Source organism: Ruegeria sp. BHSB196 (genome assembly GCF_059613135.1).
In genome coordinates this window covers 1-26,005 of sequence record NZ_JBXWRY010000053.1, presented here as the reverse complement: position 1 = coordinate 26,005, position 26,005 = coordinate 1, and the positions used below count along the sequence as shown (strand labels likewise).

At 58.7% G+C, this 26,005-nt stretch carries 19 protein-coding genes and 4 pseudogenes; 4 read left to right on the top strand and 19 right to left on the bottom strand.

Annotation, left to right across the window (positions count from 1 at the left end):
* A partial coding sequence (locus tag AC2FNJ_RS18275; protein ID WP_496766271.1) for a DUF3604 domain-containing protein occupies positions 1–1,603 on the top strand: 1,603 nt, incomplete at its 5' end.
* A gap of 582 nt (positions 1,604–2,185) precedes the next feature.
* Here AC2FNJ_RS18275 and kce read toward each other — a convergent pair.
* The 4 genes from kce to AC2FNJ_RS18255 all read right to left on the bottom strand — a co-directional run bounded on the left by kce (position 2,186) and on the right by AC2FNJ_RS18255 (position 6,149).
* On the bottom strand, positions 2,186–3,115 hold the full coding sequence (kce, locus tag AC2FNJ_RS18270) for a 3,5-dioxohexanoate:acetyl-CoA acetone transferase (RefSeq protein ID WP_496766269.1): 930 nt from the start codon (positions 3,113–3,115) through the stop codon (positions 2,186–2,188).
* A gap of 136 nt (positions 3,116–3,251) precedes the next feature.
* A complete protein-coding gene (locus AC2FNJ_RS18265; protein WP_496766267.1) occupies positions 3,252–4,562 on the bottom strand; it encodes a TRAP transporter large permease in 1,311 nt (436 codons plus the stop codon).
* Positions 4,549–5,061, bottom strand: a complete 513-nt coding sequence (locus AC2FNJ_RS18260; protein WP_496766265.1) for a TRAP transporter small permease subunit — start codon at positions 5,059–5,061, stop codon at positions 4,549–4,551. Before AC2FNJ_RS18260 ends, AC2FNJ_RS18265 begins: the two co-directional genes overlap by 14 nt.
* Positions 5,062–5,090: 29 nt before the next feature.
* Positions 5,091–6,149: a C4-dicarboxylate TRAP transporter substrate-binding protein gene (locus AC2FNJ_RS18255; protein ID WP_496766263.1), complete on the bottom strand. Its 1,059-nt coding sequence runs from the start codon at positions 6,147–6,149 to the stop codon at positions 5,091–5,093.
* A 534-nt stretch (positions 6,150–6,683) separates the two neighbouring features.
* Between AC2FNJ_RS18255 and AC2FNJ_RS18250 the strand changes: the two genes are divergently transcribed.
* On the top strand, positions 6,684–7,958 hold the full coding sequence (locus AC2FNJ_RS18250; protein WP_496766262.1) for a phosphatidylserine decarboxylase family protein: 1,275 nt from the start codon (positions 6,684–6,686) through the stop codon (positions 7,956–7,958).
* Between the two features lie 4 nt (positions 7,959–7,962).
* Here the strand turns inward: AC2FNJ_RS18250 and AC2FNJ_RS18245 are convergent, their stop codons facing one another.
* The 9 genes and pseudogenes from AC2FNJ_RS18245 to AC2FNJ_RS18205 form a co-directional block, all read right to left on the bottom strand.
* Positions 7,963–9,480, bottom strand: coding sequence for a basic amino acid/polyamine antiporter (locus AC2FNJ_RS18245; protein ID WP_496766261.1), 1,518 nt, complete (start codon positions 9,478–9,480; stop codon positions 7,963–7,965).
* 179 nt (positions 9,481–9,659) lie between these two features.
* A pseudogene (locus AC2FNJ_RS18240) lies at positions 9,660–10,364 on the bottom strand (IS6 family transposase); the annotation flags it as partial.
* A 144-nt stretch (positions 10,365–10,508) separates the two neighbouring features.
* The gene (locus AC2FNJ_RS18235) at positions 10,509–11,258 is read right to left on the bottom strand and encodes a proteasome-type protease (RefSeq protein WP_496766259.1); all 750 of its coding nucleotides are present in this window, start codon (positions 11,256–11,258) and stop codon (positions 10,509–10,511) included.
* An 11-nt stretch (positions 11,259–11,269) separates the two neighbouring features.
* A complete protein-coding gene (locus AC2FNJ_RS18230) occupies positions 11,270–12,067 on the bottom strand; it encodes a transglutaminase family protein (protein ID WP_496766257.1) in 798 nt (265 codons plus the stop codon).
* A 3-nt stretch (positions 12,068–12,070) separates the two neighbouring features.
* Positions 12,071–13,012 carry an alpha-E domain-containing protein gene (locus AC2FNJ_RS18225; RefSeq protein ID WP_496766255.1) on the bottom strand — a complete coding sequence of 314 codons (942 nt, stop codon included), beginning with the start codon at positions 13,010–13,012 and terminating at the stop codon, positions 12,071–12,073.
* 2 nt (positions 13,013–13,014) lie between these two features.
* Entirely contained in the window at positions 13,015–14,433 is a 1,419-nt protein-coding gene (locus AC2FNJ_RS18220; protein ID WP_496766253.1) for a circularly permuted type 2 ATP-grasp protein, read from the bottom strand.
* Between the two features lie 544 nt (positions 14,434–14,977).
* On the bottom strand, positions 14,978–15,685 hold the full coding sequence (locus AC2FNJ_RS18215; RefSeq protein WP_496766252.1) for an IS6 family transposase: 708 nt from the start codon (positions 15,683–15,685) through the stop codon (positions 14,978–14,980).
* 139 nt (positions 15,686–15,824) lie between these two features.
* Positions 15,825–17,501, bottom strand: a complete 1,677-nt coding sequence (locus tag AC2FNJ_RS18210; RefSeq protein ID WP_496766250.1) for a sulfatase-like hydrolase/transferase — start codon at positions 17,499–17,501, stop codon at positions 15,825–15,827.
* A gap of 2 nt (positions 17,502–17,503) precedes the next feature.
* Positions 17,504–17,740: a plasmid mobilization protein gene (locus tag AC2FNJ_RS18205; RefSeq protein WP_496766249.1), complete on the bottom strand. Its 237-nt coding sequence runs from the start codon at positions 17,738–17,740 to the stop codon at positions 17,504–17,506.
* An 85-nt stretch (positions 17,741–17,825) separates the two neighbouring features.
* Between AC2FNJ_RS18205 and AC2FNJ_RS18200 the strand changes: the two genes are divergently transcribed.
* The gene (locus tag AC2FNJ_RS18200) at positions 17,826–18,749 is read left to right on the top strand and encodes a helix-turn-helix domain-containing protein (protein WP_496766247.1); all 924 of its coding nucleotides are present in this window, start codon (positions 17,826–17,828) and stop codon (positions 18,747–18,749) included.
* A 226-nt stretch (positions 18,750–18,975) separates the two neighbouring features.
* Here AC2FNJ_RS18200 and AC2FNJ_RS18195 read toward each other — a convergent pair.
* Both AC2FNJ_RS18195 and AC2FNJ_RS18190 read right to left on the bottom strand, forming a co-directional pair.
* Positions 18,976–19,095: pseudogene (locus AC2FNJ_RS18195) on the bottom strand (transposase); the annotation flags it as partial.
* Between the two features lie 41 nt (positions 19,096–19,136).
* Positions 19,137–19,343 (bottom strand): annotated as a pseudogene (locus AC2FNJ_RS18190) (IS6 family transposase); the annotation flags it as partial.
* Positions 19,344–19,635: 292 nt separating this feature from the next.
* Here AC2FNJ_RS18190 and AC2FNJ_RS18185 point away from each other — a divergent pair.
* The gene (locus AC2FNJ_RS18185) at positions 19,636–21,276 is read left to right on the top strand and encodes an ABC transporter substrate-binding protein (protein WP_496766246.1); all 1,641 of its coding nucleotides are present in this window, start codon (positions 19,636–19,638) and stop codon (positions 21,274–21,276) included.
* Between the two features lie 70 nt (positions 21,277–21,346).
* Here the strand turns inward: AC2FNJ_RS18185 and AC2FNJ_RS18180 are convergent.
* The 4 genes and pseudogenes from AC2FNJ_RS18180 to AC2FNJ_RS18165 all read right to left on the bottom strand — a co-directional run.
* A pseudogene (locus AC2FNJ_RS18180) lies at positions 21,347–22,051 on the bottom strand (IS6 family transposase).
* A gap of 78 nt (positions 22,052–22,129) precedes the next feature.
* Positions 22,130–22,834, bottom strand: a complete 705-nt coding sequence (gene trhA / locus AC2FNJ_RS18175) for a PAQR family membrane homeostasis protein TrhA (RefSeq protein ID WP_496766244.1) — start codon at positions 22,832–22,834, stop codon at positions 22,130–22,132.
* A 51-nt stretch (positions 22,835–22,885) separates the two neighbouring features.
* Positions 22,886–25,240 (bottom strand): fatty acid cis/trans isomerase, encoded by a 2,355-nt coding sequence (locus AC2FNJ_RS18170; protein WP_496766242.1) that lies wholly within the window; start codon positions 25,238–25,240, stop codon positions 22,886–22,888.
* Between the two features lie 417 nt (positions 25,241–25,657).
* The coding region (locus tag AC2FNJ_RS18165; protein WP_496766240.1) for a transposase at positions 25,658–26,005 on the bottom strand (348 nt) is incomplete at its 5' end.

Sequence of the window (26,005 nt, the reverse complement as noted above, 5' to 3'; positions counted from 1 at the left end):
TTCCGATGGCATGGGTCTGATCACTGATCTAGCGCGAGGCGCGCCTAATGTCCTCGCCTCCGAACAGGGCTCCCGCTGGGCCGAAGGGCTTCAGCAAGGTGGCGAGGCTTCCGCTGCGGCCGCGCTCGATCTCATAACGACTTTCTCGCAGGGTGAGATGGACCCGGAACTCCTTGCAGATTACTCGCCCGGTTCTCCCATCTACGCAAGTGTTTGGGAAAGCATGGTCGAGGAAGTCGAGGCCTTCAACGACCCCGGTAATTTCACGGCGTTCCACGGGTTTGAATGGACCTCTCTGATCCGCGGCAACAACATGCATCGCAATGTGGTTTTCCGCGACAACGCCGACCGGGTAAAGCTTGTACAACCCATGACGACACAGCCGCCGATCGGCTCCCCCGACCCGATGGCGCTGTATGCGTGGCTGGAAAACTACGAGGCAGAGACAGGCGGCCAGGCCTTCGCCCTCTCGCACAACGGCAACCTGTCCAACGGGATCATGTTCCCGTCCGAGACCCGCTACAACGGGGAACCGGTGGACGAAGCCTACGCCATGGCCCGTGCCCGCTGGGAGCCGCTGTATGAGGCCACACAGATCAAGGGGGATGGCGAAGCTCACCCAGTGCTCAGCCCCGAAGATGAATTCGCAGATTATGAAACCTGGGACGTGGGCAACCTTGACCTCACACAAGCCAAAACCCCTGAAATGCTCGCGGGCGAATACGCGCGTGAGGCGTTGAAACAGGGGTTCGCCATTGAGGCCCGGACCGGTATCAACCCGTACCGTTTCGGCATGGTGGGATCGACCGACACACATACATCGCTTTCGACCGCAGATAGCGACAACTACTTCGGCAAGGCCACCAACGCAGAGCCTTCAACCACCCGCGCGTCGCATCCTTTCGCAGAGACCGAAAACGGCGTCTACCCGGGTTGGTCGCTCGTGGCCTCGGGCTATACCGGGGTATGGGCCGAAGAGAATACCCGAGCCAGCCTCTGGGACGCCATGGTGCGGCGAGAAGTCTATGCCACGACCGGACCGCGAATGGCGGTTCGTTTCTTTGGCGGATGGGAGTTCAGCGATGATGACCTGCGCTCGCGCGCGCCCGCCTTCGTTGGCTACGACAAGGGCGTACCAATGGGTGGAGACCTGCGCGCCGCGCCAGATGGCTCCGAGGGACCGACATTCATGGTTTATGCCCTGCGTGACCCCATTGGTGCCAACCTTGACCGCATCCAGATCGTCAAGGGTTGGATGGAAGCCGACGGCACTTTGCGTGAAAAGGTATTTGATGTCGCCTGGTCGGGCGACCGCCAACCGGACGCCGGTGGCAAGATCCCCGACGTTGGCAACACCGTGGACCTGGAGGCGGCAAGCTATCGCAACACGATCGGGGCATCGGAACTTGCGACGGTCTGGACCGATCCGGACTTCGATGCCACCGAACCTGCCTTCTATTACGCCCGCGTCATCGAAATCCCGACCCCTCGCTGGGTCGTTTACGACAAAGTCCGCCTCGGCGCCGAGATCCCCGAGGGTGCAACCCTCGTCGGCCAGGAACGCGCTTACACGTCGCCGATCTGGTACACGCCGGATACGTGACGCCATGCGCACACACACTCTGCTGGGGAGAATACGGTAGTTGCATTCTCAGACGACAACGGGTGCTGCAAGACGAATACAAACCAGTTTCTTTTGACACTGCAGTCGAACCAGCAAAGCTTTTGAAAGTGGGGTCCAGCGAGACTCACGAAACATGTGTGGATCCGTAGCCTTGTAGGTGCTTCAAGCTTGGCCTCTGCAGACAGAGCATTTCGCTCGTGAGCCTCCCCAACTGAGCTTTGTCTCGGGACTAGGGACGAGGCCCTTAGATTACAGGTAAGAAATCAGACCTTAGGGCAACGCATCACCGTTGATTTCATTGGATCTCTTGTATCGCACTTTCGACTAAGCGACACCGAAGTTGCGTCATGATACATCCGGTCAGACCGCCGACGAACAAGGCCAGCGGCGGAGGGGCTAAGGCGTCCCCGCCATGGAAGGGGCCTTCATCCGTTGCAAGCACATAAGATTCCTCCATCGGTTCGGTCATCTTGACCTAAAGGTCGTTGCGCATCTTTCCGGTCGCCTGACCCGAACAGGTGAATGTCACGGTCAGCGGGTTTTTGGGCTGCTCGGCAGTCATCAGAAGGCAACCCTGTCCGCACCCTTGAGGCCAAGAATGGCGCGGGCTTCGTCTGGGGTTGCGGCCTGGTTGCCTTGCTCTTCAAGTATGCGTTTGATTTTGGCGACCTGCTCGGCATTGGAGACCGCCATTTGCCCGCGCGCGATATAGAGCGAGTCCTCGAGTCCCACGCGCACATGTCCGCCCATCAGCGCGGCAACCGAGGCCATTCGCATCTGCTGTGCCCCGGCTCCGATGACGGACCATTCGTACGTGTCGCCAAACAACTTGTCGGCCGTCTGCTTCATGAACAGGAGGTTGTCGAGCTCTGCGGAGATACCGCCAAGAATGCCCATCACGAACTGCAGGAAAACAGGCGCCTGGAACATGCCCTGGTCCATGCAGAACTTGAGGTTGTACAGGTGGCCGACATCATAGCACTCGTGCTCGAATTTCACTTGATGATCGCCGCCACCCAGCTGTTCCGCGATCATGCGAATGTCGGCAAACGTGTTGCGAAAGATGTTGGCTTCGGAACCGCGCACGTACCCTTCTTCCCAGCTTTCCTTCCATGTCCCGTAGCGATCCGCCAACGGGTGCATGGCAAAGTTCATAGACCCCATGTTCAGGCTGCACATCTCGGGGCTGAAGGTCAGGGCGGGAGGCAAACGCTCGGCGACTGTCATGACCGGATTGCCGCCCGTCGAGATGTTGATGACCGCATCCGTCGCCAGTTTGATGCGCGGCAGGAACAACTCGAAATGTGCCGGATCAACGGAGGGCGCCCCGTTTTCCGGGTTCCGCGCATGGAGGTGGATGATTGCAGCTCCGGCCTCGGCCGCCGCGATGGCCTGCTCGGCAATGGTGTCGGGATGGACCGGCAGGTAATCCGACATCGTTGGGGTGTGCACGGCACCGGTGACGGCACAGGTTATGATCGTTTTGTCCATGGATCAGTCCTCGGATATTGAAACACGTGCTGAGCCTATGATCCCGCGAGAAAGGCTATCATAGGTCTGGTGGATCACGGAGGGCGGGCCTCGGTCTTCGCGACAAAAACGACAATCCTGCAGGGCATCGGACCTCCTATCGGCCAAGAAAACCGGTTGCGATTGTGGGGAAGCCGATAACGGCGGCCAGACAGACGAGCATCATGAGCGCGAAGGGTGCGGCACCAAGAAATATGTCGGAAAGCGTGACCGAGGCATCGTCGAGCGTGGATTTGATCACATAGACGGATATGCCGAACGGCGGTGTCAGCAGACCGATTTCCACTGCGATGACTGTCACGATTCCGAACCAGACCAGATCGACCCCCATCGGCTGCAGGATTGGCAGCATAAGCGGTACGAGGATCAGCATGATCGAAGAGGAATCGAGGATCATTCCGAAGAGGATCACCACGATAGAATACAGCAGGATCAGGCCAATCAGCCCCAGATCGACGCTTGTCACCATCTCGCCAAAGCTTTCCGGCAGACCGGAATATGCCAGCATGCGTGAATACATCTGAGCGGCAATGATAAGGAAGCAGACCGACGCCGTGACCAATCCGGTTTCCACGAGGATGCGCCAGAGGCCACGAGGAGTCAGGGTGCGTTTAGCGAAACCTATCATCAGCGCGGCGACCGTACCCACCGCGCCCGCCTCGACCGGGGTGAAGAGACCTGCGTAGATGCCTCCCAGAACCAGTGCAATCAGCCCAGTTATGGGCAAGCCTTTGGCAAGCAATTCGCCGCGCGACAGCGTCGCTTCTCCTTGCCCCAGATCTTCCCCTACCATGCTGGGGGCGAACTGTGCCATGAGAAGGGTGCCGATACCGAAGAGTACCGCCAACAAAAGGCCGGGGCCGATACCCGCGATGAAAAGATCACCGATGCTCTGCTCGGTCAGCAGGCCGTAGAGGATCAACAGAAGTGAGGGCGGGATCAGCATTCCCAAAACCGATGAACCGGCGACGACACCGACTGAAAACCGCGTCGTATAACCATGGCGGCGTAATTCGGGCACCGCGATCTTGGTAAAAACCGCTGCCGAGGCAATCGAGATACCGGTTATCGCGGCAAAGATCGTGTTGGCGGCGATGGTCCCGATGCCCAAACCGCCCTTGATTCGGCGGAAAACGGCATTGGCCACATCGAACGCATCTCGTCCCATGCCGCTCTCGCCGACCACGAATCCCATCAACACGAACAGTGGCACCACTCCGAAAAAATACGACGAAATGGCGTCGTTCGCGGCCAGCCCCAACATCTTCGACGCCAGGATTGGCGAGCCCTTTATGGCCCAGACTCCAACAAAGGAACATGCGATCAGGGCGATCGGCACATAGAGGCCGAACAGCACCAACAGCCCCATGGCCCCCAGCGCGAGCAAACCGATGTCAAACGGAGTCATGATCGTTGCCGAATCGTCGGAGGATGCGGGCGCCGAATTGCAGAGCCAGAAGAGCGGCCCCCAGGGCGAGCATCGCCTTCACGGGCCAGGTCGGCGCCGTGAAATCGCCGACTGCACCGACGAAATCGCCGCGCTGCCAGGATCGCGTCAGTATCGGCCAATGCGCGAAAAGGATCGCCGCAAGAACGCCCAGCCCGATCAGGTCGAAGACCGTCTCGAGCCAAAGCACAAACCGGGGTCTGCGCTTTCGAAGCACATCAATAACCCCGTCGCTGCGCGTAAACCGACCCGAGCGCAAAGCCAGGGGCGCCTGCAAAAACACAATGGCCACGATGGAAAGCGACACCAGCTCCGGAACACCCGAAATCGGTGCGCCAAAAAGATTTCGACCAGTCACATCAAGGGCGATCAGCCCCACAAGACCAAGAATCAGCAACGAGCCGACCACATTTGCAACGGTGGTCACTCCGTCCAGGGCCTTGAGTACATGGCCGGACATCTGATGCGCCCGGCCGTCATTTGCGGGGCTCACTCTTTGTCCCAATCCCGCAGGGGCGTAGCCCCCGCATCGCGCATGGCGTTCATGTAAAGAGACAACACCTCTGAACCCGGGATGCCTTGAGCGTCGAGATCTTCGGCCCAAGTCTTGGCCGAGTTGTCCATGCCCGTTGCCCAGGCGGCGCGCATCTCGTCGCTGGCATCGGCGATTGTCGCACCGTTCTCGCTCATCACTTTGAACGAGTTCGCCACAGCGCCTTCCAGGGCGGACAGATACCACTCACGCGCGGCATCGGCACCTGCGTGCAAAGCGTCCCGGGCCTCCTGTGGAAGGCTTTCATACCAGTCGACATTCGCGCAAAGCGCCCCTGCATATTGCGCGCCCAAACCGGCTCGGGTGATGTACGGAGCAACCTCGTAAAGCTTTCCTGGGAGCGCGGCGGAGGCAAAGACGATCACCCCGTCATAAACGCCGGTCTTGAGCTCGTTGTAGTAGGTCGTAAGGTTGCCCGAGACACCAACCGCACCTGTGCCCGACAGCCAGTTGATCGCCGGGCCCGGAGCCGCGATCTTCTTGCCGTCGAGATCGGCAAGGCTTTCGACCGGGAAATTGGTCATCAGCAGATAATCGTCGATCCCGACCGGCGCCCCAAGATAGACGACACCGTTTTCGCCATAGGCGGCCGTCATGCGCGGATCTTCCCGATGCAGCCGGTCCATCAACTCCGAAACGGCGCGGGGATCGTCGCTGACGAAGGGGGTGTAATAGGTCACATTCTGTACCGCGAGCTTTGCCGGATCGAAAAGGCTCTGGCAAATGCCGATCTCGGCCAGCCCTGCCTCGACCGTTTCAAGCTCGTCACCGACTTTGGCGATGGCACCGCCATATTGGCCGTCAAATGCGATACTATGTCCGGTGCCTTCCAGTGCCGTATTGACGCCGGGCACAAAGGCCTCATCGATCATCTTGACCCAGCGGAAGACACCGGGATGGCCCGCCGCCACCGTAGCGCTGAAGTTGTCTGCCACCGCGATGCCTGGCAAAGCAACCGCGACAAGAGCGGCCGCTGCTTTGGTTTTGATGTTCATGTTGTCCTCCCTTTGATCCCAATATTAACAAGTGATGGGCTTTGCGCCACTCACAACGAACCGAGCAAGTCGCCGAAATAGCGTACCGTAATGCAGCATGGCCGTCTCGTCAGCCATCACGCAACCGATCCGCCCATTGCTTGAGATTGAAGAGGTCGGCACGCCGAAAGCAATTAGACAAACTTGATTCTCCGCGGCGCCAGCTGCCCATGCCAGTGCAATTTCACTGTTTTCTGGAAGCTTCAGGCTTGCAGCAGCTTGACACTAGTGGATCGGTGTAGCGGCATTTGCTTCTGTCAATCGAGCTTGCCGAAGAACGGGGGACAATCAAGGCACAGCTCTCCGGCGTACAAAAATTGACCAGAAGAGGTTCGGCTGGGGATACGCCGCATCGCGTGAAGGTTTTCAAAGCCGGAGTTGGATCGGACCCGTACGGAAAAAGTTTCGTCCGACAGCAAGACCTGCAAGAGTGGTTTTGTTTAACGCGGTCCGGGTCTCTGCCTGGGTTCCAAATGCGCAAATGAGGTCGTCAAGATGTCTTCAAAAAATACTTCCGTTAATGTCCATTACCAGGTCGGAAAGTGGCTGCCATCGGATCAGGATGTGCTGGATGCGTGGTCGGCAAAGATCGCGACCAAGGCCGACAAGGATACAGGCCCGCTTTTGCCGGCGGTGCAGAACCTGAAAACCCTGATCGAAACGGATGCCAAGGCCTACATGTTCTTTTCGCAGATGTTTCAGGATGTTCCGGAGAGCCGAATAACCTCTCCCTCGGGCAGGCCGCAGGTGCGCGACTACGACCATATGCTACGACTGTTCAATACCATCATGACGCACGCTCCGGAATTCAACGACAGTGGGCTGGTCGGCTTTCCCTTCAACGCGATCCTGGACTGGTCGATGGCCAATGTCGGCGGATGGGCCGGGTTTCTCGATGACAAGATCGACGCGCATCTGCGCGCCATGCTGAACGAATGGGCGGTGTTCCTGCAATCGCCCGAAAGCACGTCTGTTCTGAACGAAGACCCCGAGACGGGATGGTTCGGCGCAAATGCCCGAAAGGCGATGCCGACCTTCGTCGACGATTTCATCTGCGATCCGTCGCTGCCTCACCACGGGTTCGCGTCCTGGGATGACTTTTTTACCCGGCGGTTTCGCGATGGTGTGCGACCCATTGCGGCGCCCGAAGATGACTCGGTTGTCGTGAACGCCTGCGAGTCGGCACCCTACCGTGTCGCACATGACGCAAAACTGCGCGATCGGTTCTGGATCAAGGCCCAGCCATACGCTCTGCAATTCATGCTCGACAACGACCCGCTGGCCGACCAGTTCGAAGGCGCCACGGTCTATCAGGCCTTTCTGAGTGCGCTCAGCTACCACCGCTGGCATGCGCCAGTCTCGGGCCGGGTCGTCAAGACATGGCAGATCCCCGGCACCTACTATTCCGAGATCATGGCCGAGGGGCTCGACCCCGCGGGGCCAAATGCCTCGCAAGGCTACATAGCCGAGGTCGCAACCCGCGCGCTGATCTTCATCGAGGCCGACAACCCCGATATCGGCCTGATGTGTTTCGTGGGCATCGGCATGGCGGAGGTGTCAACCTGCGAAGTCACCGTCTACGAAGGCCAGCATGTCACGAAAGGCGATCAGATCGGGATGTTCCATTTCGGCGGGTCCACCCATTGCCTGGTGTTCCAGCCGGATGTCGACATCACGTTCGACCTGCACGGACAGGAACCGGGGCTGGAAAGCACCAATATCCTGGTGAACCAGCAGATCGCGACCGTGGGTCCGCGACGGACGCGCTGACCTCTCAACCGGCATAAACCTGCGGCAGTTGTCCGTTGATCAGCATCCACAGCGCGACACCCGCCAACAAGAACAATCCTGCCGCCCCAACCGTTTCGACAGGCGAAAAAGCCCTTTCCCCCGAGGCCCCTGCCCGGCGCGCCCAATAGAACACCGGAACGCCCGCGGCATAGATCACGGCTCCGGCCAGCATGAACTGGATACCAGCCGCATAGACCAGCCACAGGCCGAATCCGGTCGCCAAAAGGCTTGTGACGAGCGCTGCGCCTCTGCCGGTTTTGGCGTTGGCGGGATACTCACCGACCCAGATCAGTTTCCACAGAAATGCAACCGATCCGATATAGGCGGGCAGAATGACCACGCCGGTGATCGACAGCATGAGGTTCCAGGCATTGTCCGAGAAATACACCAGCACAATCGCGGCCTGCATGATGACGGTTGAAACGATCAGCGCGTTCGACGCAATTCCGGCCGCATTGGTTTTGGCAAAGAACCTGGGAAACGTACCGTCCCTGGCACAGACCCATGGAAGCTGGGCAACCAGCAATGTCCAGACCAACCAAGAGCTAAGCAGCGCCACGATCACGCCGATATTGATGAACACCTCGCCCCCGAGCCCGACCAGCGATGCCATGATGCCTGCGGTGGAGGGCGGCGCCATGGCTGCAAGTTGTTCCTGAGTCATGACCCCGAACGGTAATACGGAAATAAGAACAAACACGACCGTGACGATGACATATCCCAGAATGGTGGCGCGACTGACCGTTTCCGCATCGGATCTGTCGGACATCACGACCGCGCTTTCGATGCCGATATACATCCAAAGCGTCACGAGCATCGTGCCTTTTATCTGGTCCAGCACGGATCCCAGGGATTTGCCCTGCTGCTGGTGGCCCGACACGTTGCCCCAGAAATCGGCGGTCAACAGTCCCTTGCCGACCGAGTAGTAGATGACCACTGCCATGAACACAGCCACGGGAACGAATTTCGCCACCGTTCCGATATTGTTGAGCAACGCTGCGCCCTTGGCGCCGCGCATCACCAGAAAGCACAATCCCCAGATGATCGCGGATGAGCCCAGGGTCGCCTGCCAGGTGTTTCCCTCCGCAAAATACGGCGGGAAGAAGTAGTTGAGCGCATCCATGAGCAATACGGCATAGCTGACATTGCCGAATGCGACCGAAAGCCAGTATCCCCAGGCGATCAGAAACCCGGCCAGTTTGCCGAACCCCGCCCGCGCATACATGTAGATGCCCGAAGTCATCTCAGGGTGGATATCGGCCAAGACCTGAAAACTGCGGGCGACGAAAAAGATCCCCAGGCCACTGATCAGCCATGCCACCAGAATCGGACCAAGCGCGGCGGATTGGGCCATGTTCTGCGGGATGTTGAACACACCGCCGCCAAACATCGCGCTGACCACCAACAGCGTCATCGCGAACAGGCCCAGCCTTTTTGGTCCTGACGTGTCGCCGCCTGCGCCTTCAGGGTTACTGGAACTCGGTTCCGTCGGTAACGTCATAAACGTCTGTCCCAGATCTTGGAGCTTTGGCTTGTTCTGCAGGCGTGTCGTGCGCAGTTTGTTTCGGGAGATCTGGTCCAGACTAAGGCTTCGGGCCCCATGCCGGAAGGGCGAATCCAATTACCGGTCGTCAGACGGATGCAAACCAGTCTCCACAAGGGCATTGACGCTGCCCTTTGTGCCGTGACGAGTTGACGCCGCTCGGCAAGAGCAGCGGCGCGGTTCTCTTTGAAGGTGGCTCTGGAGGAGAGGCTGCGCTCCGAGTTGAAATGGTTGAAGACAGAAGCGTGAGCGGCGGCGAACTTCTGCAAACTTCGCATACTACGGAAACGCTGCATCGCCCGTTCTCGTCGCCGGAATGGCAGGTGCGAATCCTCCGCCCGATTGTTCGGCCAGCGGCCTGTTTCCTGCCTGTCGGCATTGCCGATGTCCTTCAATGCAGCGCCGTAGGACCGAAGCCGACCCGTCACAATGATTTCTGGCCGGCCTTAGCGCTCCATTGATTTCTTGATGAATTTCAACGCGGCTTTCTTGTTTCGCGTCCTTGTCACAAAGCTTTCCAGGACTTCGCCTTCGTGATCCACGGCCCGCCAAAGATAGCACCGCTCGCCGTTGATCTTCACAAACATCCCATCCAGGTGCCATCGCCAAGTGGCGTCTCCGCGCAGGTGCAGGACGCGTTTCCTGCGGATCTCGGCTGCAAACTTCGGCCCAAACCGCTGCCACCAGAACCGTACCGATTCATAACCCACGTCGATGCCGCTCTCATGCAGACGATCCTCGACGTTCCTGAGCGACAGCGGGAAACGAACTTACATCATGACCGCCAGGCGGATCACCTCGGGACTGCTGTGAAAGTACTTGAACGGATCACGTTTTGGCATGGCGGGAAGCTACGAAACCGCCCTGCCCGCCTCAACTAGATTCCTTCTGACAAGTCCGAATCACAATTCAAGCCCCGTGGGAATCCCATCGATTCAGATTTTGGGACGGCGCTCTAACTCACGGTTTGCGGACTACCCGGAAGTTCAACTATTCTGCTGTGTCACGGGCTTGTATTCCGGAAGCTTGGACAAGGCTGATTTCAAAGCATCGCCCCATCCTTCGGATATTTTCCGAAAGTACTGATCGTCGGGCTCGAACCTAAACCGCGCACCGGCCCCTAGACTGTCTTCATCGTAGAGCATTAGATCGAGCGGCGCTCCGACGGACAGATTGGCCTTGATTGTTGAGTCGAAACTGACCAGCAGCAGTTTTACCGTTTCCGAAAAGCTCATGTCCGGGTCAAAGGCACGCACCAGAATTGGACGGCCGTATTTCGTCTCACCGATCTGGAAAAACGGGGTGTCGTCGCCGGATTCGATGAAGTTGCCTTCGGGGTAGATCAGAAACAGGCGAGACGGGCCGCCCTTGATCTGGCCACCCAGGATCAGGGTCGCGTGAAAGGCGCTGTCTGCCTGTTGACCGGACTTGGAATGCCCCTCGATGACGTCGTTCAGCGTTGCCGCGACCAATTGTGCGACCTGAAACATCGTCGGCGCTTCCAATATCGATGGCGCTCTGTCTTCTGGCGCTTTTGTGCGCTCTTCCAGCAGGCTCACGGTGGCCTGGGTGGTCGCCAAGTTGCCTGCCGTCAACAAGGTGATCGACCGATCACCCTCTACAGTCCAGTTGAACATCTTGTTGAAGGTGGACACATTGTCGACGCCCGCATTCGTGCGCGTGTCCGACATGAAAACCAGTCCGCGGTTCAGCCGCATGCCCACAGCATAGGTCATCAGGTTCTCCGTTACTGCTGTGCGACCTGCAATTGAACCGTCAACTGCTCGCCCGCTGCCCCAATTCTGTTGCCTATTACCGGGGCCGCCTGGGCATAGTCCAGACCGGTTGCGACACGCACGTATCGATCATCGGGTGAAATCCCGTTGGACACGTCAAATCCAACCCAGCCAAGCCCGTCCAGATGAACTTCGGCCCACGCGTGGGTGGCATCCTGCAATTCGGTTTCGTTCATCATCAGGTAGCCCGAGACATAGCGGGCAGGCACGCCGATCTTCCGCGCGCAGGTTATGAACACATGCGCGTGGTCCTGGCACACGCCGCGCCCGGTCTTGAGGGCGACTTCTGCGCTCCAGTCCGGGTGCGAGCCTCCCACTTCGTAGGAAACCTGAGCCCGAATTCTTTCGGACAGGGCATGCATCCGCTCAAGCGGCTCACCATCCGGCAAAGCGGCGATCACGTCTGCAACACCCTTGCCCGGCGTTGTCAAAGGCGTGCTCCGCTGAAAAAGCCACAACGGTGTCGAGCCCTCGTGACGTCCCAACACACCATGCGTGTCTTCAACCTCGACAACACCTTCGGAGATCAATGAGATGCTTTGTGTATTCGCTTCGAAACTGATCAGTTCCACTGTGTTGCGGTGGTAGTCCTCAAAGCTCAGTTCCTTGCGTCCCCCGGTCACTTCGGTGCTCCAAGAGAGGATATTCTGATTGCGGAAGGATTTGGGTGTTTTTCTCAGCTGCTGCAGGCCAAAAGGAACCGGCGCGTCAAAATCGTATCGTGTCTCATGTCGGATGTGCAGTTTCATTGGTCACTCATAGAACCGGTAATCGATCTCGATCTGGCGGCTCAAATCGCCAAGATCCTTCAGAAAGTCGTGGATGTACTCATGCAGCCCGTGTTCAAAGATATCGGAAATCTGTCGGTCCAGGTACTTCTCGGCAAGGACGTTGGACGCTGCGAATGACCGCCCCTCAAAGCCATAGTCTTTGGTAAGGTAAGACAGGTTTTCCTGAATCTTTCTACAACAAAAGTGCAGGCTGCGGGGCATCCGCTGATCCAGGATAAGAAACTGGGCAATATCGGACGGCCGGGTGTTCTGACCATGGGTCATTCGATAACCGCCGCCGGCGCCCACGGAACGGAGGATGCTCTCCCACTGGATGTTGTCCAGCGATGAGCCGACCGAGAAGGCCGTGGGCAGAAGAACGTAGTACTTCACGTCCAAAATGCGCCCGGTATTGTCGGCCCGCTCGACAAAAGTCCCGATGCGGGTGAAATCGAAAATGTCATTGCGCAGCATGGTCCCCAATGTGGCGCCACGGACTAAAGCCGCCTGTTGACGAATGAGCTCCAGCGTCGCGGGCAAGTCCCGCTCATTCACGCGACGCTTCATGGCCTTGTCAATCTGCATCCAAGTGGCGTTCACCGCACTCCAGACATCGTGGGTCAATGCGGTTCGAACAAGGCGCGCATTGTTCCGCGCCAGCTTGATGACAGACTTGATCGAAGATGGATTGTCGGCATCACGCAACATCCAATCCACGGCATTGTCTTTTGAAATCTCATCGTATTTGGCGCTGTATCCGCCGAAAACGCCGGCGGTTTTAAGAACCGAGCCCCATTCCGCATCGGAATTCTTGGTCCGGGTCAGCGCCATCCTCTGGCCTGTTTCAAGCAATCTGGCCGTGTTTTCCGCCCTCTCAAGGTACCGGGACATCCAGAACAACCCGCCAGCAGTTTTTCCCAGCATGGTCAGTCCTCCAGAACCCAGGTGTCTTTGGTCCCGCCACCTTGGCTCGAATTCACGACCAGAGACCCTTTTTTCAGCGCAACGCGCGTCAGGCCGCCGGGGGTGATCTCGATCCCATCCCGGGACACCAGAACAAACGGCCGCAGATCGACATGCCTGGGGGCAAGTCCCGAACGGGCGAAGATCGGTACTGTCGAGAGAGACAATGTGGGCTGCGCGATATAGTTCGACGGCCGCGACTTGAGCTTGTCACGGAAGGCCGCAATCTCTTTCTTGCTGGCGGTCGGACCGATCAGCATCCCATAGCCGCCCGACCCATGTACCTCTTTGACGACAAGATCTGATAGGTTGTCCAATACGTAGGACAGCGACTCGGAGTCGCTGCAGCGCCACGTAGGAACGTTTTTGAGCAGAGGCTTCTCACCCGTGTAGAACTCAACGATTTCAGGCATGTAGGAATAGATCGCCTTGTCATCGGCAATACCCGTGCCCGGCGCGTTTGCGATCGTAATGCCCCCGGCCCGATAGACGTCCAGAATTCCCGGAACGCCCAGCGCGCTGTCCGGGTTGAAATTCAGCGGGTCCAGGAAATCGTCGTCAACCCGGCGGTAAAGAACGTCGATTGGTTTGTAGCCTCGCGTGGTGCGCATGCAGACGCGCCCGTCGACAACCCGCAGATCGTGGCCCTCGACCAGTTCCACGGCCATCTGATCGGCCAGAAACGCATGTTCAAAATAGGCTGAATTGTAGATCCCCGGAGTCAATACCGCGACGGTCGGCTCGCCATCCGCGCAGGCCGGCGCACTGGCCGCAAGCGAGCGCCTCAGATTGCGGGGATAGTCGGATACATTGCGCACATTCGTGGCGCTGAAAAGCTCGGGGAACATCTTCAGCATGGTTTCCCGGTTTTCGAGCATGTAGCTGACCCCGGACGGCGTGCGGGCGTTGTCTTCCAACACGAAGAACTCGTCTGGCCCGGTACGCACCAAATCGACGCCAACCACATGGGTGTACACCTGCCCCGGCGGTGAGACACCCAGCATCTGCGGCAGGAAGGCTTCGTTGCTGGCAATCATCTCTGCCGGAACGCGACCGGCACGCACGATTTCCTGACGGTGATAGATGTCGTGAAGAAACGCATTGATCGCCCGAACCCTCTGTTCAATGCCACGTTCCAGACGTTGCCATTCGCGCCCTGAAATCACGCGCGGCACGATATCAAATGGTATTAAGCGTTCTTCGGCCTCAGTCTTGCCGTAGACGTTGAAGGTGATCCCCGTCAGCCTGAAAACTTCCTCGGCTTCGTGCTGTTTGGCCCTCAGCCGAGAGACATCTTCCGCGTTGAACCAACGCCCGATCTCTTCGTATGGACCTCTGAGTGATCCGTCGCCGTTGAACATTTCATCAAAAAACTCACTCATGTGACAAGTGTGACGATCAGTTCCGAGTTTGCAAGTTGTACGGTCTTGTTCGGCGGGTGCCTTCGCCGGAAATGCATACTTTTCAAGCTAACTGCTGCGTTGTGTTCTACGATGAGGTGCTGCCGATTTGTTCGAATTGAATTAGAGCGTTTCAGTACTTCTCTGAATCTTGGGGATTCCCATTGGGGTTCAATTGTGGTTCAGGATCCATACTGGTGTGGGAGGCCAGCATGGATGATGAAAGCCTATTCGAATGACCTCAGAGAGCGCGTGGTTGCTGCGATGCAATCGGGGAGGCTTGTCGCAGCGTCGCCGCGCGGTTCGGGGTTGCGCCGTCGAGCGTGGTGAAGTGGACGGATCGCGCGCGGCGGACCGGTTCGGTGAACCCGGCGAAGATGGGCGGGTATCGTCGCCCCTCCTTGAGCCGCATCGGGACTGGCTGCTGGAGCAGGTGCGCGGCTGCCCGCAGGTGACCCTCGCTGTCCTTCAGGGGTGTTGTCAGACAGATTCGAACCAGTCTCGTCAAGGGCAGTGACATTGCCCTTTAGGCCGCGCCAAGCTGGCGCCACTCGGCGAGAGCGGCGTTGCGGATCAGCTTGAAGTTTGCTCGTGTGTAGAGGTGACGCTCCTGGTTGAAATGGTTGTAGACAAAGGAATGGACAGCGGCGAATTTCTGTAGACTTCGCATGCGCCGAAAGCGCTGCATTGCCCGCTCTCGTCGTTGGAATGGCAGGTGTGAATTCTCGACCCGATTGTTCAACCAACGCCCTGTACGCTGCAGATCGGCAGCTCCGATTTCCCGCAAAGCGGCCCGGTAGGAGGGAAACCTGTCGGTCACCAGAACGTCCGGCCGACCACAGCGCCGCATCAATTTTCTGAGGAATTTCAGTGCCGCACGCTTGTTCCGGCGTTTGGTGACAACGGCTTCCAGAACTTCGCCTTCGTGGTCCACCGCCCGCCACATGTAGTGACGTTCGCCGTTGATCTTCACGAAAACCTCGTCGACGTGCCACTGCCATTGCCGCCCGCATCGCAGCCTTTCCGCCCGCCGACGCCGGATTTCAGAGGCGAACACAGGACCGAACCTGTTCCACCAGAACCGGATCGTTTCGTGGCTGACGTCAATGCCGCGTTCGCGCAGGATGTTCTCGACGTTCCGTAGTGAAAGCGGGAAGCGTACGTACATCATGACCGCCAACCGGATGACTTCCGGGCTGCTGTGAGAATACTTGAATGTGTCTCGTTTGGGCATGGCGGGAAGCTACGAGGCCACCCTTCCCGCCTCAACCAGATTCCTTCTGACAAGTCCGTTTGCGAAAACTGGCCTAGGTGCAGACTTGCGGATCGGCACTTCGCGCCATGCTGACTGGAGCAAAGGCCGGCCCCCTTAGTTATTCGAGCGCTCCGATCTGACGCTTCCACGCAAGCCAGGCATCGCGCATCGCGATGGTTTCGGGCCGCAGGTTCTCGATCCCGCTATAGGGCATGTCTACCGCTGCCGGCAGGTCGGGGTAGCGTTCCTTCCAGGCCAGGTGGCGCTCGAGGATGCGCTCGAAGGGAGAGGCCGCCCATGCCCCGACCGGGGTCGCGACCGGGTATTTCTCGCCCGGATCGCGCAACAGGTCGAAGAACGGCGCGACGACGAGGTTCGATCCGGCATCGGCGAGGTTGAGCTTGAAATGCTCCTTGACCACGGCCGACAGTTGAAACGACTGGTATATGAAGACCGTGTCGCGCCGCCCCTTGCCCTCGCCCAGCAGCAGCATTGGCGACTGGTCCACCCCGTCGATGACGCGATCCGTGGGCAGATGCTCCAAACCGCCCGCAATCCGCGCCAGTGTCGTGAAGAGATCCGCCACGTGGATCATGTCGCCCACGTAGCTGTCGGCTTCGATCCCTGCGGGCCACCGGATGAACGCATCCACCCGCACGCCGCCTTCGGTCGCATCGCTCTTGCCGCCGCGATAGATCATCGGGGAGTAGCCGGAATAGGGCGCATACTTGGTGAAGTTGCCGTTGTCGCCCATGATGATGACGATGGTGTTGTCGGCTTTGCCGCTTTCCTCCAGACGGGTGAGCAGATCGCCGATCCATCCGTCGACCTTCTGCATGGACTCGGTCTGGAAGCCGCCATTGGGCGTCGTGAACTGTTCGACATCATCGCGGGTGAAGGTCAGGGGCAACAAGGGCCAGTATTGCAGAAAGAATGGCGAGTCTTGCGTCGCAAGCGCATCAAGCTGTTCCAGAACCTGCCGCTGATAGCGTTCATTCATCTCGAGATACTTGGCCTGCGTCCAAGGCTCACCGGGCGCCAGATCGACTTCCACGGCCGTTTCTCCGGCACGCGCCTCCAACCCCGTCACCATGTCTCCCGGCGATGGGCGAAAGCTGCGATCCAGTACCCAGCGGTCATCGAATTGCGTGTAGTCGGCGCCGATCGTCTGGTTGGACTCGTGCGTGTCGCGCGAAAAGAGCGCCAGTTGGGCCTGCTGATGCACCGGGAAGGCGGCGAAGTCGAAGCCCTGGTTGTGCGGGAAGCTCTCGGCGATATCGCCAATATGCCATTTGCCGACATGGGATGTGTTGTACCCCTCGGCCTTGAGCACCTCGGCCAGCGTCACTTCTTCGGCCGCCATGCCGAAGCCATCCATGGCGACCGAGGTCTTGGCCATGCCGAGACGGTACGGTTGCCGACCGGTCATGAAGGCCACACGGGTCGGCGTGCAGGACGGCTCGGTATACATCCGCATCATCCGCAGGCCGTCTTCCGCGAAATCGTTGATGTTGGGCGTCTCGTAGCCGCGTACGTAGTTGAGATAGGGCGTACCGATCTCACCGAAGCCGATATCGTCGATCAGGATGTAGAGGATGTTCGGAGGCTTGCCGTCATTGGCCTCGCGAAGCTCCGCCAGCTTCGCGTCCACCTCGGCGTCGTCGACCGCCCATTGTTCGGCGTGCTGGCGTTCGAGCACGTAGTACTCTGCATCGTGGACGATTCCGCCCGCATCCTGGGCCAGCGCGGACCCCGCGAGCAGGCACACGGTCATGGAATGGAGGGAACGTAGCATTCTCATTGTCTCCCGTACTGACTTGAGTCTTGGTCGGACCGGCACGGCTCCGTTTGTTCCATCGCGCCGAGGATGATCCTTCGACAGGCCGTGGAAAGCGAGCAGCCCGCTCGCGTTGCGTGTTCCAGAAGCGCGGCGCGCTCTTGCTCCGTCATCATGATGACGATGCGCGCGTTTCTGCGCTGCTGTCCGGGAAGGCTGGGCCGCCCCATGCCATGCGCGGGTTTCTTGAGGGTCATTGCCGGGCTCGTGATCGACTTTGCTGGCAAACATCGCCTATACTCGAAAGCCAGCGCATCAAGAAATCCTCGATCTTCCGAAGCCATGAACGCCACAAGCCCGCCCGTTGTTGCCCTGCAGGAGCCGAATGAGATCGGCCGCTTCACGGCGTGGGATCTGGATTTCCGTCAGATCTCTCCCGGTTCCGGGACGACGCTGGTGTCGGTGCGACGAGGACAACTCGTCTCGACCCTCTGGATTGAGATGCCCAGCCGCGTGCATCAGGTCGGCGCGGCTCCGAGCGAAACGTTGACTTTTGGCTTGCCGGAGCCTGAGGGGCTCACAAGCTGGTTGCGCACGTCGGTCCCGCAGCGGCCGCTCGTTTGTTTCGGAGCAGGCCGCGAGTTCGACGGTGTGAGCGAGGCCGGTTTCTCCGCGCATACCGTCAGCATCAGCCGGGCGGAGTTCGAACGGCTCGCGGATGACTTCGGCCTCGATACGTCGCCTGATGCCGGTCAGCCCTCTGTTTTGGATTTGAAATTAAGGCCGAGAACCGCCTTTCACCTCTCGCGGAAGCTTTCCGAATTCTCGCGCGACTTGTCTGACGGCGCGGCACTAGAGGATGAGGAAGAGCTTACCCTGGCGCTGCTTCTCGCGACGGCGCAAGCCAGTGCGCGACGGGATGAAGGCACATCTCGCATGCGGGATCGAGTGCTGCGCCGTGCTCTCGAATTCATGGACGCCCGTGCCGATGCGCCGCCCAGCATGCGGGAGCTATGCGTCCTGTGCGATACATCGCTCCCCACGTTGGAACGCGCCTTTCTCGAAAGGTTCGACATGGGTCCAAAGGCCTACCTCACCGCTCTGCGGATGAACCGGGTGCGACAAGACCTGCTGGCGAGAACGCACGGGAACAGGGTCGCTGATGCGGCGAACCAATGGGGTTTCTGGCATTTGGGGCAGTTCGCCAAGGACTATCGAAAAATCTTCAAAAACCTCCCTTCGGAGGATCTGAACCGACGCTTGTAGCCTGCCAAACCTGTCCGTCCGATGACCCTCGGCCGAGTCCCCCTCATATGATGAGTTGGAGGTCAAGGGGTGTACGACCATTTGTTGCCCTTTCTTTCTGCCATCGATGGTATCCCGTTGCGCCCATTCTCAGTACCGGCAGGTCGAGCCTCACCTGTACCACCTCATATCCGGTCGCCGCTCGGGACGGCTGCTCACGATCGATGCCGCCGCTGCGCCAAGGTCAAGGCGCAAGCCCGGCATAGGCTGCGATCTGGCGCCGGTTGTCGAACTTCCGGAACAGTCCCTCATGCACCAGAGTGCTGGCAAACTCCGCGCCAATACCCTTGATGTCTTTGAGCATCGCCTGCGGTGAAGCCTTACCCGCCCGCATCGCAGCCTTTCCGCCCGGCGACGCCGTATTTTGGAGGCGAACATCGGGCCGAACCTTTTCCACCAGAACCGGATCGATTCGTGGCTGACGTCAATGCCGCGCTCGTGCAGCAGGTCCTCGACGTTCCTGAGTGAAAGCGGGAAGCGTACGTACATCATGACCGCCAACCGGATGACTTCCGGGCTGTTGTGAAAATACTCGAATGGGTCGCGTTTTTGCATGGCGGGAAGCTACGAGGCCACCCTGCCCGCCTCAACTAGACTCCTTCTGACAAGACCACGGGAGTTTTGTTAGGAGGCAATTCCAGAGCATAGTTATTTCACTTCGTGCAACGCTGCCTGTTTCAAAAAAGTTTACTTGCACAATTGGGCGATGTCGTATTTGGTTGATGATGTCGTTTTTGGACCATCGTGCCAATTACGAATTTTGGGCGCGATGACCGCGCCCCAAGCAGCCGCTTTATCCGTTCAGGCTGGCTGCTTTTGGTTTCTCACACGAACCGATGAGAGTTCCATGGCTTTTTTTGAACCTATTCATCCCGCCGCGCGGGTCTACGCTGACGAAGTCGTCGCAGGAACCTTGTCGCGTCGCGAGTTTCTGACACGTGTCACATCTCTGGGTGTCACCGTTACCGCTGCCTACGGGCTGCTGGGCCTGTCGGCGCCCGTAAGGGCGGCAACGCAAGCCCAATCCGGCGGCACGTTGCGCATCGAGTCGACCGTCAAGGCGCTGAAAGATCCGCGGACCTATGACTGGCCGCAGATGTCCAATTTTACCCGAGGCTACCTTGAATATCTGGTCGAGTATCAGATCGATGGCAGTTTCAAACCAATTCTTTTGGAGAGTTGGGAGGTGAATGCCGACGCCACGGAATACACGCTCAATGTCCGCCCCGGTGTGACCTGGAACAACGGCGAGGCGTTCACGGCGGAGGATGTCGCATACAATATCTCGCGTTGGTGCGACACGTCCGTGGAGGGCAATTCGATGGCGTCACGGATGGGATCGCTTGTGGACACAGAGACGGGACAGGTCCGCGAAGGGGCCATCGTGGTCGTGGATGATGCAACCTTGCGTCTTGTGCTGGGCCAGCCTGATATCACCCTGATCGCCGGCTTTTCTGACTATCCGGCGGCCATCGTGCATCCAAGCTTCAACGGCGACCCGCTGGATAACCCCATCGGCACCGGCCCCTATCTTCCGGGCGCGTTTATTGTTGGCGAGAAGGCCGTGTTGGTGAGAAACGAAGACCACGAATGGTGGGGTCAGGGCGCGTATCTCGACCGGATCGAATACCTTGATTTCGGAACCGAACAGGCAGGCATCGTGGCGGCCGTGGATTCCGATGAGGTCGACATGGTCTATGAATCCATTGGCGATTTCATCTTCGTTCTGGATGGAATCGGCTGGACAAAGTCGGAAGCCGTCACCGCCAACACCGTTGTGATCCGCACCAATCAGGCCGCTGAAGTGATCGGTGAAACACCTTATGCCGACGCGCGGGTGCGCCGGGCGCTTGCGATGGCGGTGGACAATTCCGTTCTTCTGGAGTTGGGCTTTTCTGGAAATGGACGCGTGGCGGAAAACCACCACGTATCACCGATCCATCCGGAGTATGCGGAATTGCCTACTCCGGTTTTCGATCCCGAAGGCGCCAAGGCGTTGATGGACGACGCCGGGATGAGCGATTTCGAGCATGAACTGATCTCGATCGATGACACCTGGCGCAAGAACACGTCGGATGCCGCCGCCGCGATGTTGCGCGATGCGGGCATAAACGTTAAGCGCACAGTGCTGCCGGGGTCGACGTTCTGGAACGACTGGGCCAAGTATCCATTTTCGACTACGGATTGGGCGCAACGGCCATTGGGTGTGCAGGTGCTTGCACTGGCCTACCGCTCCGGTGAGCCGTGGAATGAAAGTGCGTTTGCCAATGCGGAGTTTGATACGCTTCTGGGCGAGGCGTTGGCAATTGCAAACGCTGACCAGCGGCGCGAAGTCATGGCCAAACTGCAGAAAATCATGCAGGACGAAGGGGTGATCATTCAGCCTTATTGGCGATCGATCTACCGCCATCACAAAGAAAACATCGTCGGGGCAGAGATGCACCCGACATTTGAAATCCATGTCACCAAACTGGGTTTTGCTGCCTGACTGGGAGGCGCACGGGCGGTGGTGTCAGACGGATGCGAACCAGTCTCCACAAGGGCAGTGACGCAGCCCATTAGGCGGTGCCAAGTTGACGCCACTCGGCGAGAGCGGCGGCGCGGTTTTCTTTGGATTTGGCTCTGGCGTAGTGCCTGCGCTCCGCATGGAACAGATTGTAGCCGAGGCATGGAAGGCGGCGAATTTCTGTAAACTTCGCATTCTACGGAAACGCTGCATCGCTCGTTCTCGTCGCCGGAATGGCAGGTGCGAATTCTCGCCCGATTGTTCGGCCAAAGGCCTGTTTTCTGCCTGTCGGCATTGCCGATGTCCTTGAATGCAGCGCCGTAGGACCGAAGCCGATCCGTCACAATGATTTCTGGCCGGCCATAACGCTTCATTGGTGTCTTGATGAATTTCAACGCGGCTTTCTTGTTTCGCGTCCTTGTCACAAAGCTTTCCAGGACTTCGCCTTCGTGATCCACGGCCCGCCAAAGATAGCACCGCTCGCCGTTGATCTTCACAAACATCCCATCCAGGTGCCATCGCCAATTGGCGTCTCCGCGCAGGTGCAGGACGCGTTTCCTGCGGATCTCGGCTGCAAACTTCGGCCCAAACCGCTGCCACCAGAACCGTACCGATTCATAACCCATGTCGATGCCGCTCTCATGCAGACGATCTTCCACATTCCGACGCGACAGCGGAAACCGAATGTTCATCACCACCGCCAGGCGAATGATCTCTGGCTGGTTCGGAAATGACGGAACGGGTTTGGAGTCGTCATGGCCAGACGCTACGAAACCGCCCTGCCCGCCTCAAGCACCATCCCTCTGACAACGCCGCCGAAGCTTTCATCCTGTTTTCAAAAGTTTTCGTGAGGAGCGACAAGCACCCGAATGGCAACGGCTGTGAAGAACAGACCACTGCCCGAAAGAACGAAAACATGCCAGATCGTGTTGTGATACGGTAGCCATTCCACGAGATAGAACGCTACCCCAACGGTATATACGACACCGCCCGCAATCATCAGAACCAGAACGGTTTGAGGCAACTCGGCCAAAACACCCTGCCCGGCCCACACGATGGCCCAACCCATCATCAAGTACAACGCGAGGCCGAACCACCGGAATCGGTGCGGATCGATCATCTTCAGCACCGACCCGATCGTGGCCGAGGACCACAGCCCGATCAGCAAACCTGGCGCCTGACCGCCCGACAGCAGCAGGAACGGTGTATAGGTTCCGGCGATCTTCACATAGATCCCCGAGTGATCGAGTCGCCGAAGAAGTTCGGACCAACGTGGGCATTGGCTCATGTTGTACAGCGCTGAAAAGCTGAGCATCAGCACAAGCGTCACGCCATAGATCATCACGCCCCAAGCTGCGGCCGGTTCAGGGCCAAACTGAATCGTCTGGGAAACCAGTATTGGTACCGCAACGATCGCAGCACCGACGCCCAGAACATGCACAACACCGTCGCTAACGCGTTCGGCGCGGCTGTAGGCGGGGCGGATTTTTGCAAAAGACCACATCGTTTTCAAAGTAAACACCGTATCGATTTCGGACAAGTTCGACGCCCATCACGTCTCGGTGTTGCCCGGCCGGCATGGCATCCCCGGCTATGACGGCTGATCGCCGGCCTTTGGATCCTTGTAGCGGTTGAGGTCTAGTACCCCCGCCTGAATCGGGAACTGCTGCTGAAAGATCTCGTGCAATCGGTCACTAAGTTTCCAAAAATCGGGGCTGGTTCTGCGCACGCCATACTTGGCGACAAAGTGCATGTAGTCCCTTTGTGACGCAATCGATTTCATATCCCTCGTGAATTCGGGCAATCCACCCTGACCGACCCAAAAGAAGAAATTCGGATAGCTTCCGATCAGCACGGGCAAAATGGTCAGCACGTCATCTTCGGGCTCGCGCCGCGCCTCTTCGTGGAACAGGAACGCCACGTTGGAATGTGCCTTGTCATGTACCAGCGTAAAGATCTCGTCGCCGCCATCCTCTGCCTCGACGACCAGAACCGACAGGTCGGGCAAGTACCGGACCCACCCGCCCGTTCGGTTGGCCAATTCCCGCAACTGAACTCCTGCCCGGCCCTGTATGCAGTCCCCCTGCGTGCATCGGTTGATGGGGTCGGTCACCGGCCACAATCCGTCGCCGCGGTTCAGAAGACTTTGAAGGAACTCAGCCTTTGGATCGGCGGTTTCGAAGTCAATCCCGGTGGGAAACTCGTCATCGACACGGCGCTGATGCCAATAGGTGTGCAATTCGGCCAGAAAGCCCCGATACCAGCCGTCATGCATCTTTGTGCGGATGCCTGCCGGCATGAAGGTCAGGAAATTGTCTTCGCTCTCCATCCGCAGTTCATCCATGTAGAGCCGCGTGGCAAGCTGATGCGCGACCCGCCCGAACACGTCGTATCCGGCAACAAGGTTGTAATAGATTCGCTCGAACACAGGATAGTCGATTACCCAAGCGGTTTCGGGAATGCCGCCGTGAAATCCGGTCATTGCCGAGGCATTGTCGAAATGGCGGAACACGGTGATCAAAGCCTGCGGATTGGTTCCCCCGCCATCCCAGATCGCGTCATAGCCAAACCCAGCCACATGCGCAGGGCTGTTGCGGTACCGTGCATCCCGAAACTCGAGGTATTGCACCTGGTTCCGGTGATGGAGCGACTGAAGGTCACCCAGAACACCTTCAGTCGCCTTTGAGACAGGCAGTTCAAGATAGGCCGCGCCATCGGCCAGATAGCTGGGGTCAGTCACCGAAAGATCGGCGTCGGGATCGAGGAAGCTGACCCAGAACCTGTCCTCGATCACATTGACTGCCGTCTGACCATGGCAGACAGGGCCGCGAATGAAGCTGCGCACAAAAAACAGCGCGTCATCCAACAGAAACTCATATCTACTTCGGGCCGGGATCGGCGCGAAAGTGCTGAACGGGTTGCCCCCTTCCTCCTCGCCGTATTGCGGCAGTTGCGACAGCGACCAGGCAGGGTCGAGGAACAGTTCCCGATACCGCGACATGCGGTCTGGCCCAATCTGGTAGACCAGGTGCTCTTTGTGCACGATGGCCTCGGTTACGAGTTGAAGCCGATAATAGAACGGGTCTGCGCCGGGGTCGTCAAATGGGCGCCGCGTGGCGATGACATCGATCTCTTTGCCCGGAGGGGTGGTCGCGCGAACGACCCGGAAGAACCTGCGCGGGTCGTCGCCCGGAAAATGCAGTCGCGCAAGGAACAAGTGCTCGTACAGATAGCGACTCATCAACTGGCTCCGCAGGTCGTCAGAGTTGAGAAACGCCTCCCAGTCGTCGATCCGCGCCTGGATCGCGTCGGGGATATCAGCGGAAGCGGGAAGTGGCGCTCCGCTACGCGCCCAGGTCATGAGCATCTGGAACTCGTCGTCCTCCAGCGGGGCCGTGGCATAGGGCATGCCCCCCAGTGGGTGGCTGTCACGGTAAGCGCCGAACTCTTGTGGGGAAGGACAGACAAGTGGGCGGTTGATCGACAGGCCAAGTTCTTCGGGAACAGGCTCGTCAGCGGGCAACGGGTTCTGACGCCCAAGATCCAGATAGCTTTCCAACAGGCTCGGGCCTACGGACTGCCGCCCCGGATCGCGGGTGACCGTGTGAAACCCAAGCGCGCGCCATTCGGGAATGGTCTCGGCGTCGATACCCAATCGCGTGGGTTGTGCATCCTTGAGGCGGTCGGTGTCGTAAACAGCCCGTCCCGTGCCACCGCGAAGCAGCCCGTCCAGCGATGTCAATTTCAGTTGGCACGGCGCGTCATAGCAGCTGTGGCAAACGACACAACGCCGATCGATGAGGGACTTGACGTCCGCCACGCCCGTCTCGGGCTGTACAGAACTGGTCTGGGCCGGGAGACCGGTTGGAACGACCGCGAGGACGGCGCAGCCCATGGCAATGCAAATCACGATTACCAGATTGATCAGATGTCCGCTTTTCTGCACTGGTGCGTCTCCCCGCCAAATGAAACTTCGGCACTACAAACCTGTCCTTCAAAGCAAGAAATAGCGAGAAAATTCCTGTTTGTCCGCCGACGACGGATGGAAGCATGGCATTGGGTGCTGTCATTTGTGGACGTATATGGACCCTGCCTAATTGCAACGGTCTGGTTGGGTCTGGTTCGGTGATCACGATTGCTGACGTATATCCGGCTTCTCAGAGCGGCCCGATACATCGTCGCCGCGAGCCCCGATGGATTTCCGCGCGCTTCTCCCTCAACGGCTCCAAGGCATAGGCATTGGCCTTGCCGGTCCACAAATCAGGGTCAAGAAGCGTCGGGTCGCATCCCTTCACCATCTCCTGCCAGGTTGCTGCAATATTCTTGGAAGGTCATCCGTGTTCTGGTTATTTCGTTGTTGGCGTCAGTTCGGCAATACAGTCTCAGCCGGGCGATAGGACTCGCCTCGCGACAAGATCGACCACACGATCCTGGCATTCTTGTTGGCAAGAGCGACAGCGACGATGTTCGGATGCCGCCGCTCCCGCATCCTGCCGATCCATTGGCTTCTGGGATCCTCCTTGCCCTGGGCTTTGCCGAGAACGGCCCTGGCACCGTGAATCATCAGTGTGCGCAAATATCGGTCGCCGCGCTTACTGATCCCGAACAGCCGGGACTTCCCGCCACTCGATCTTTGCTTGGGAACCAGTCCGAGCCAAGCGGCAAACTGGCGTCCGTTCTTGAAGCAGCTTCGGTCACCGATCGCCGCTAC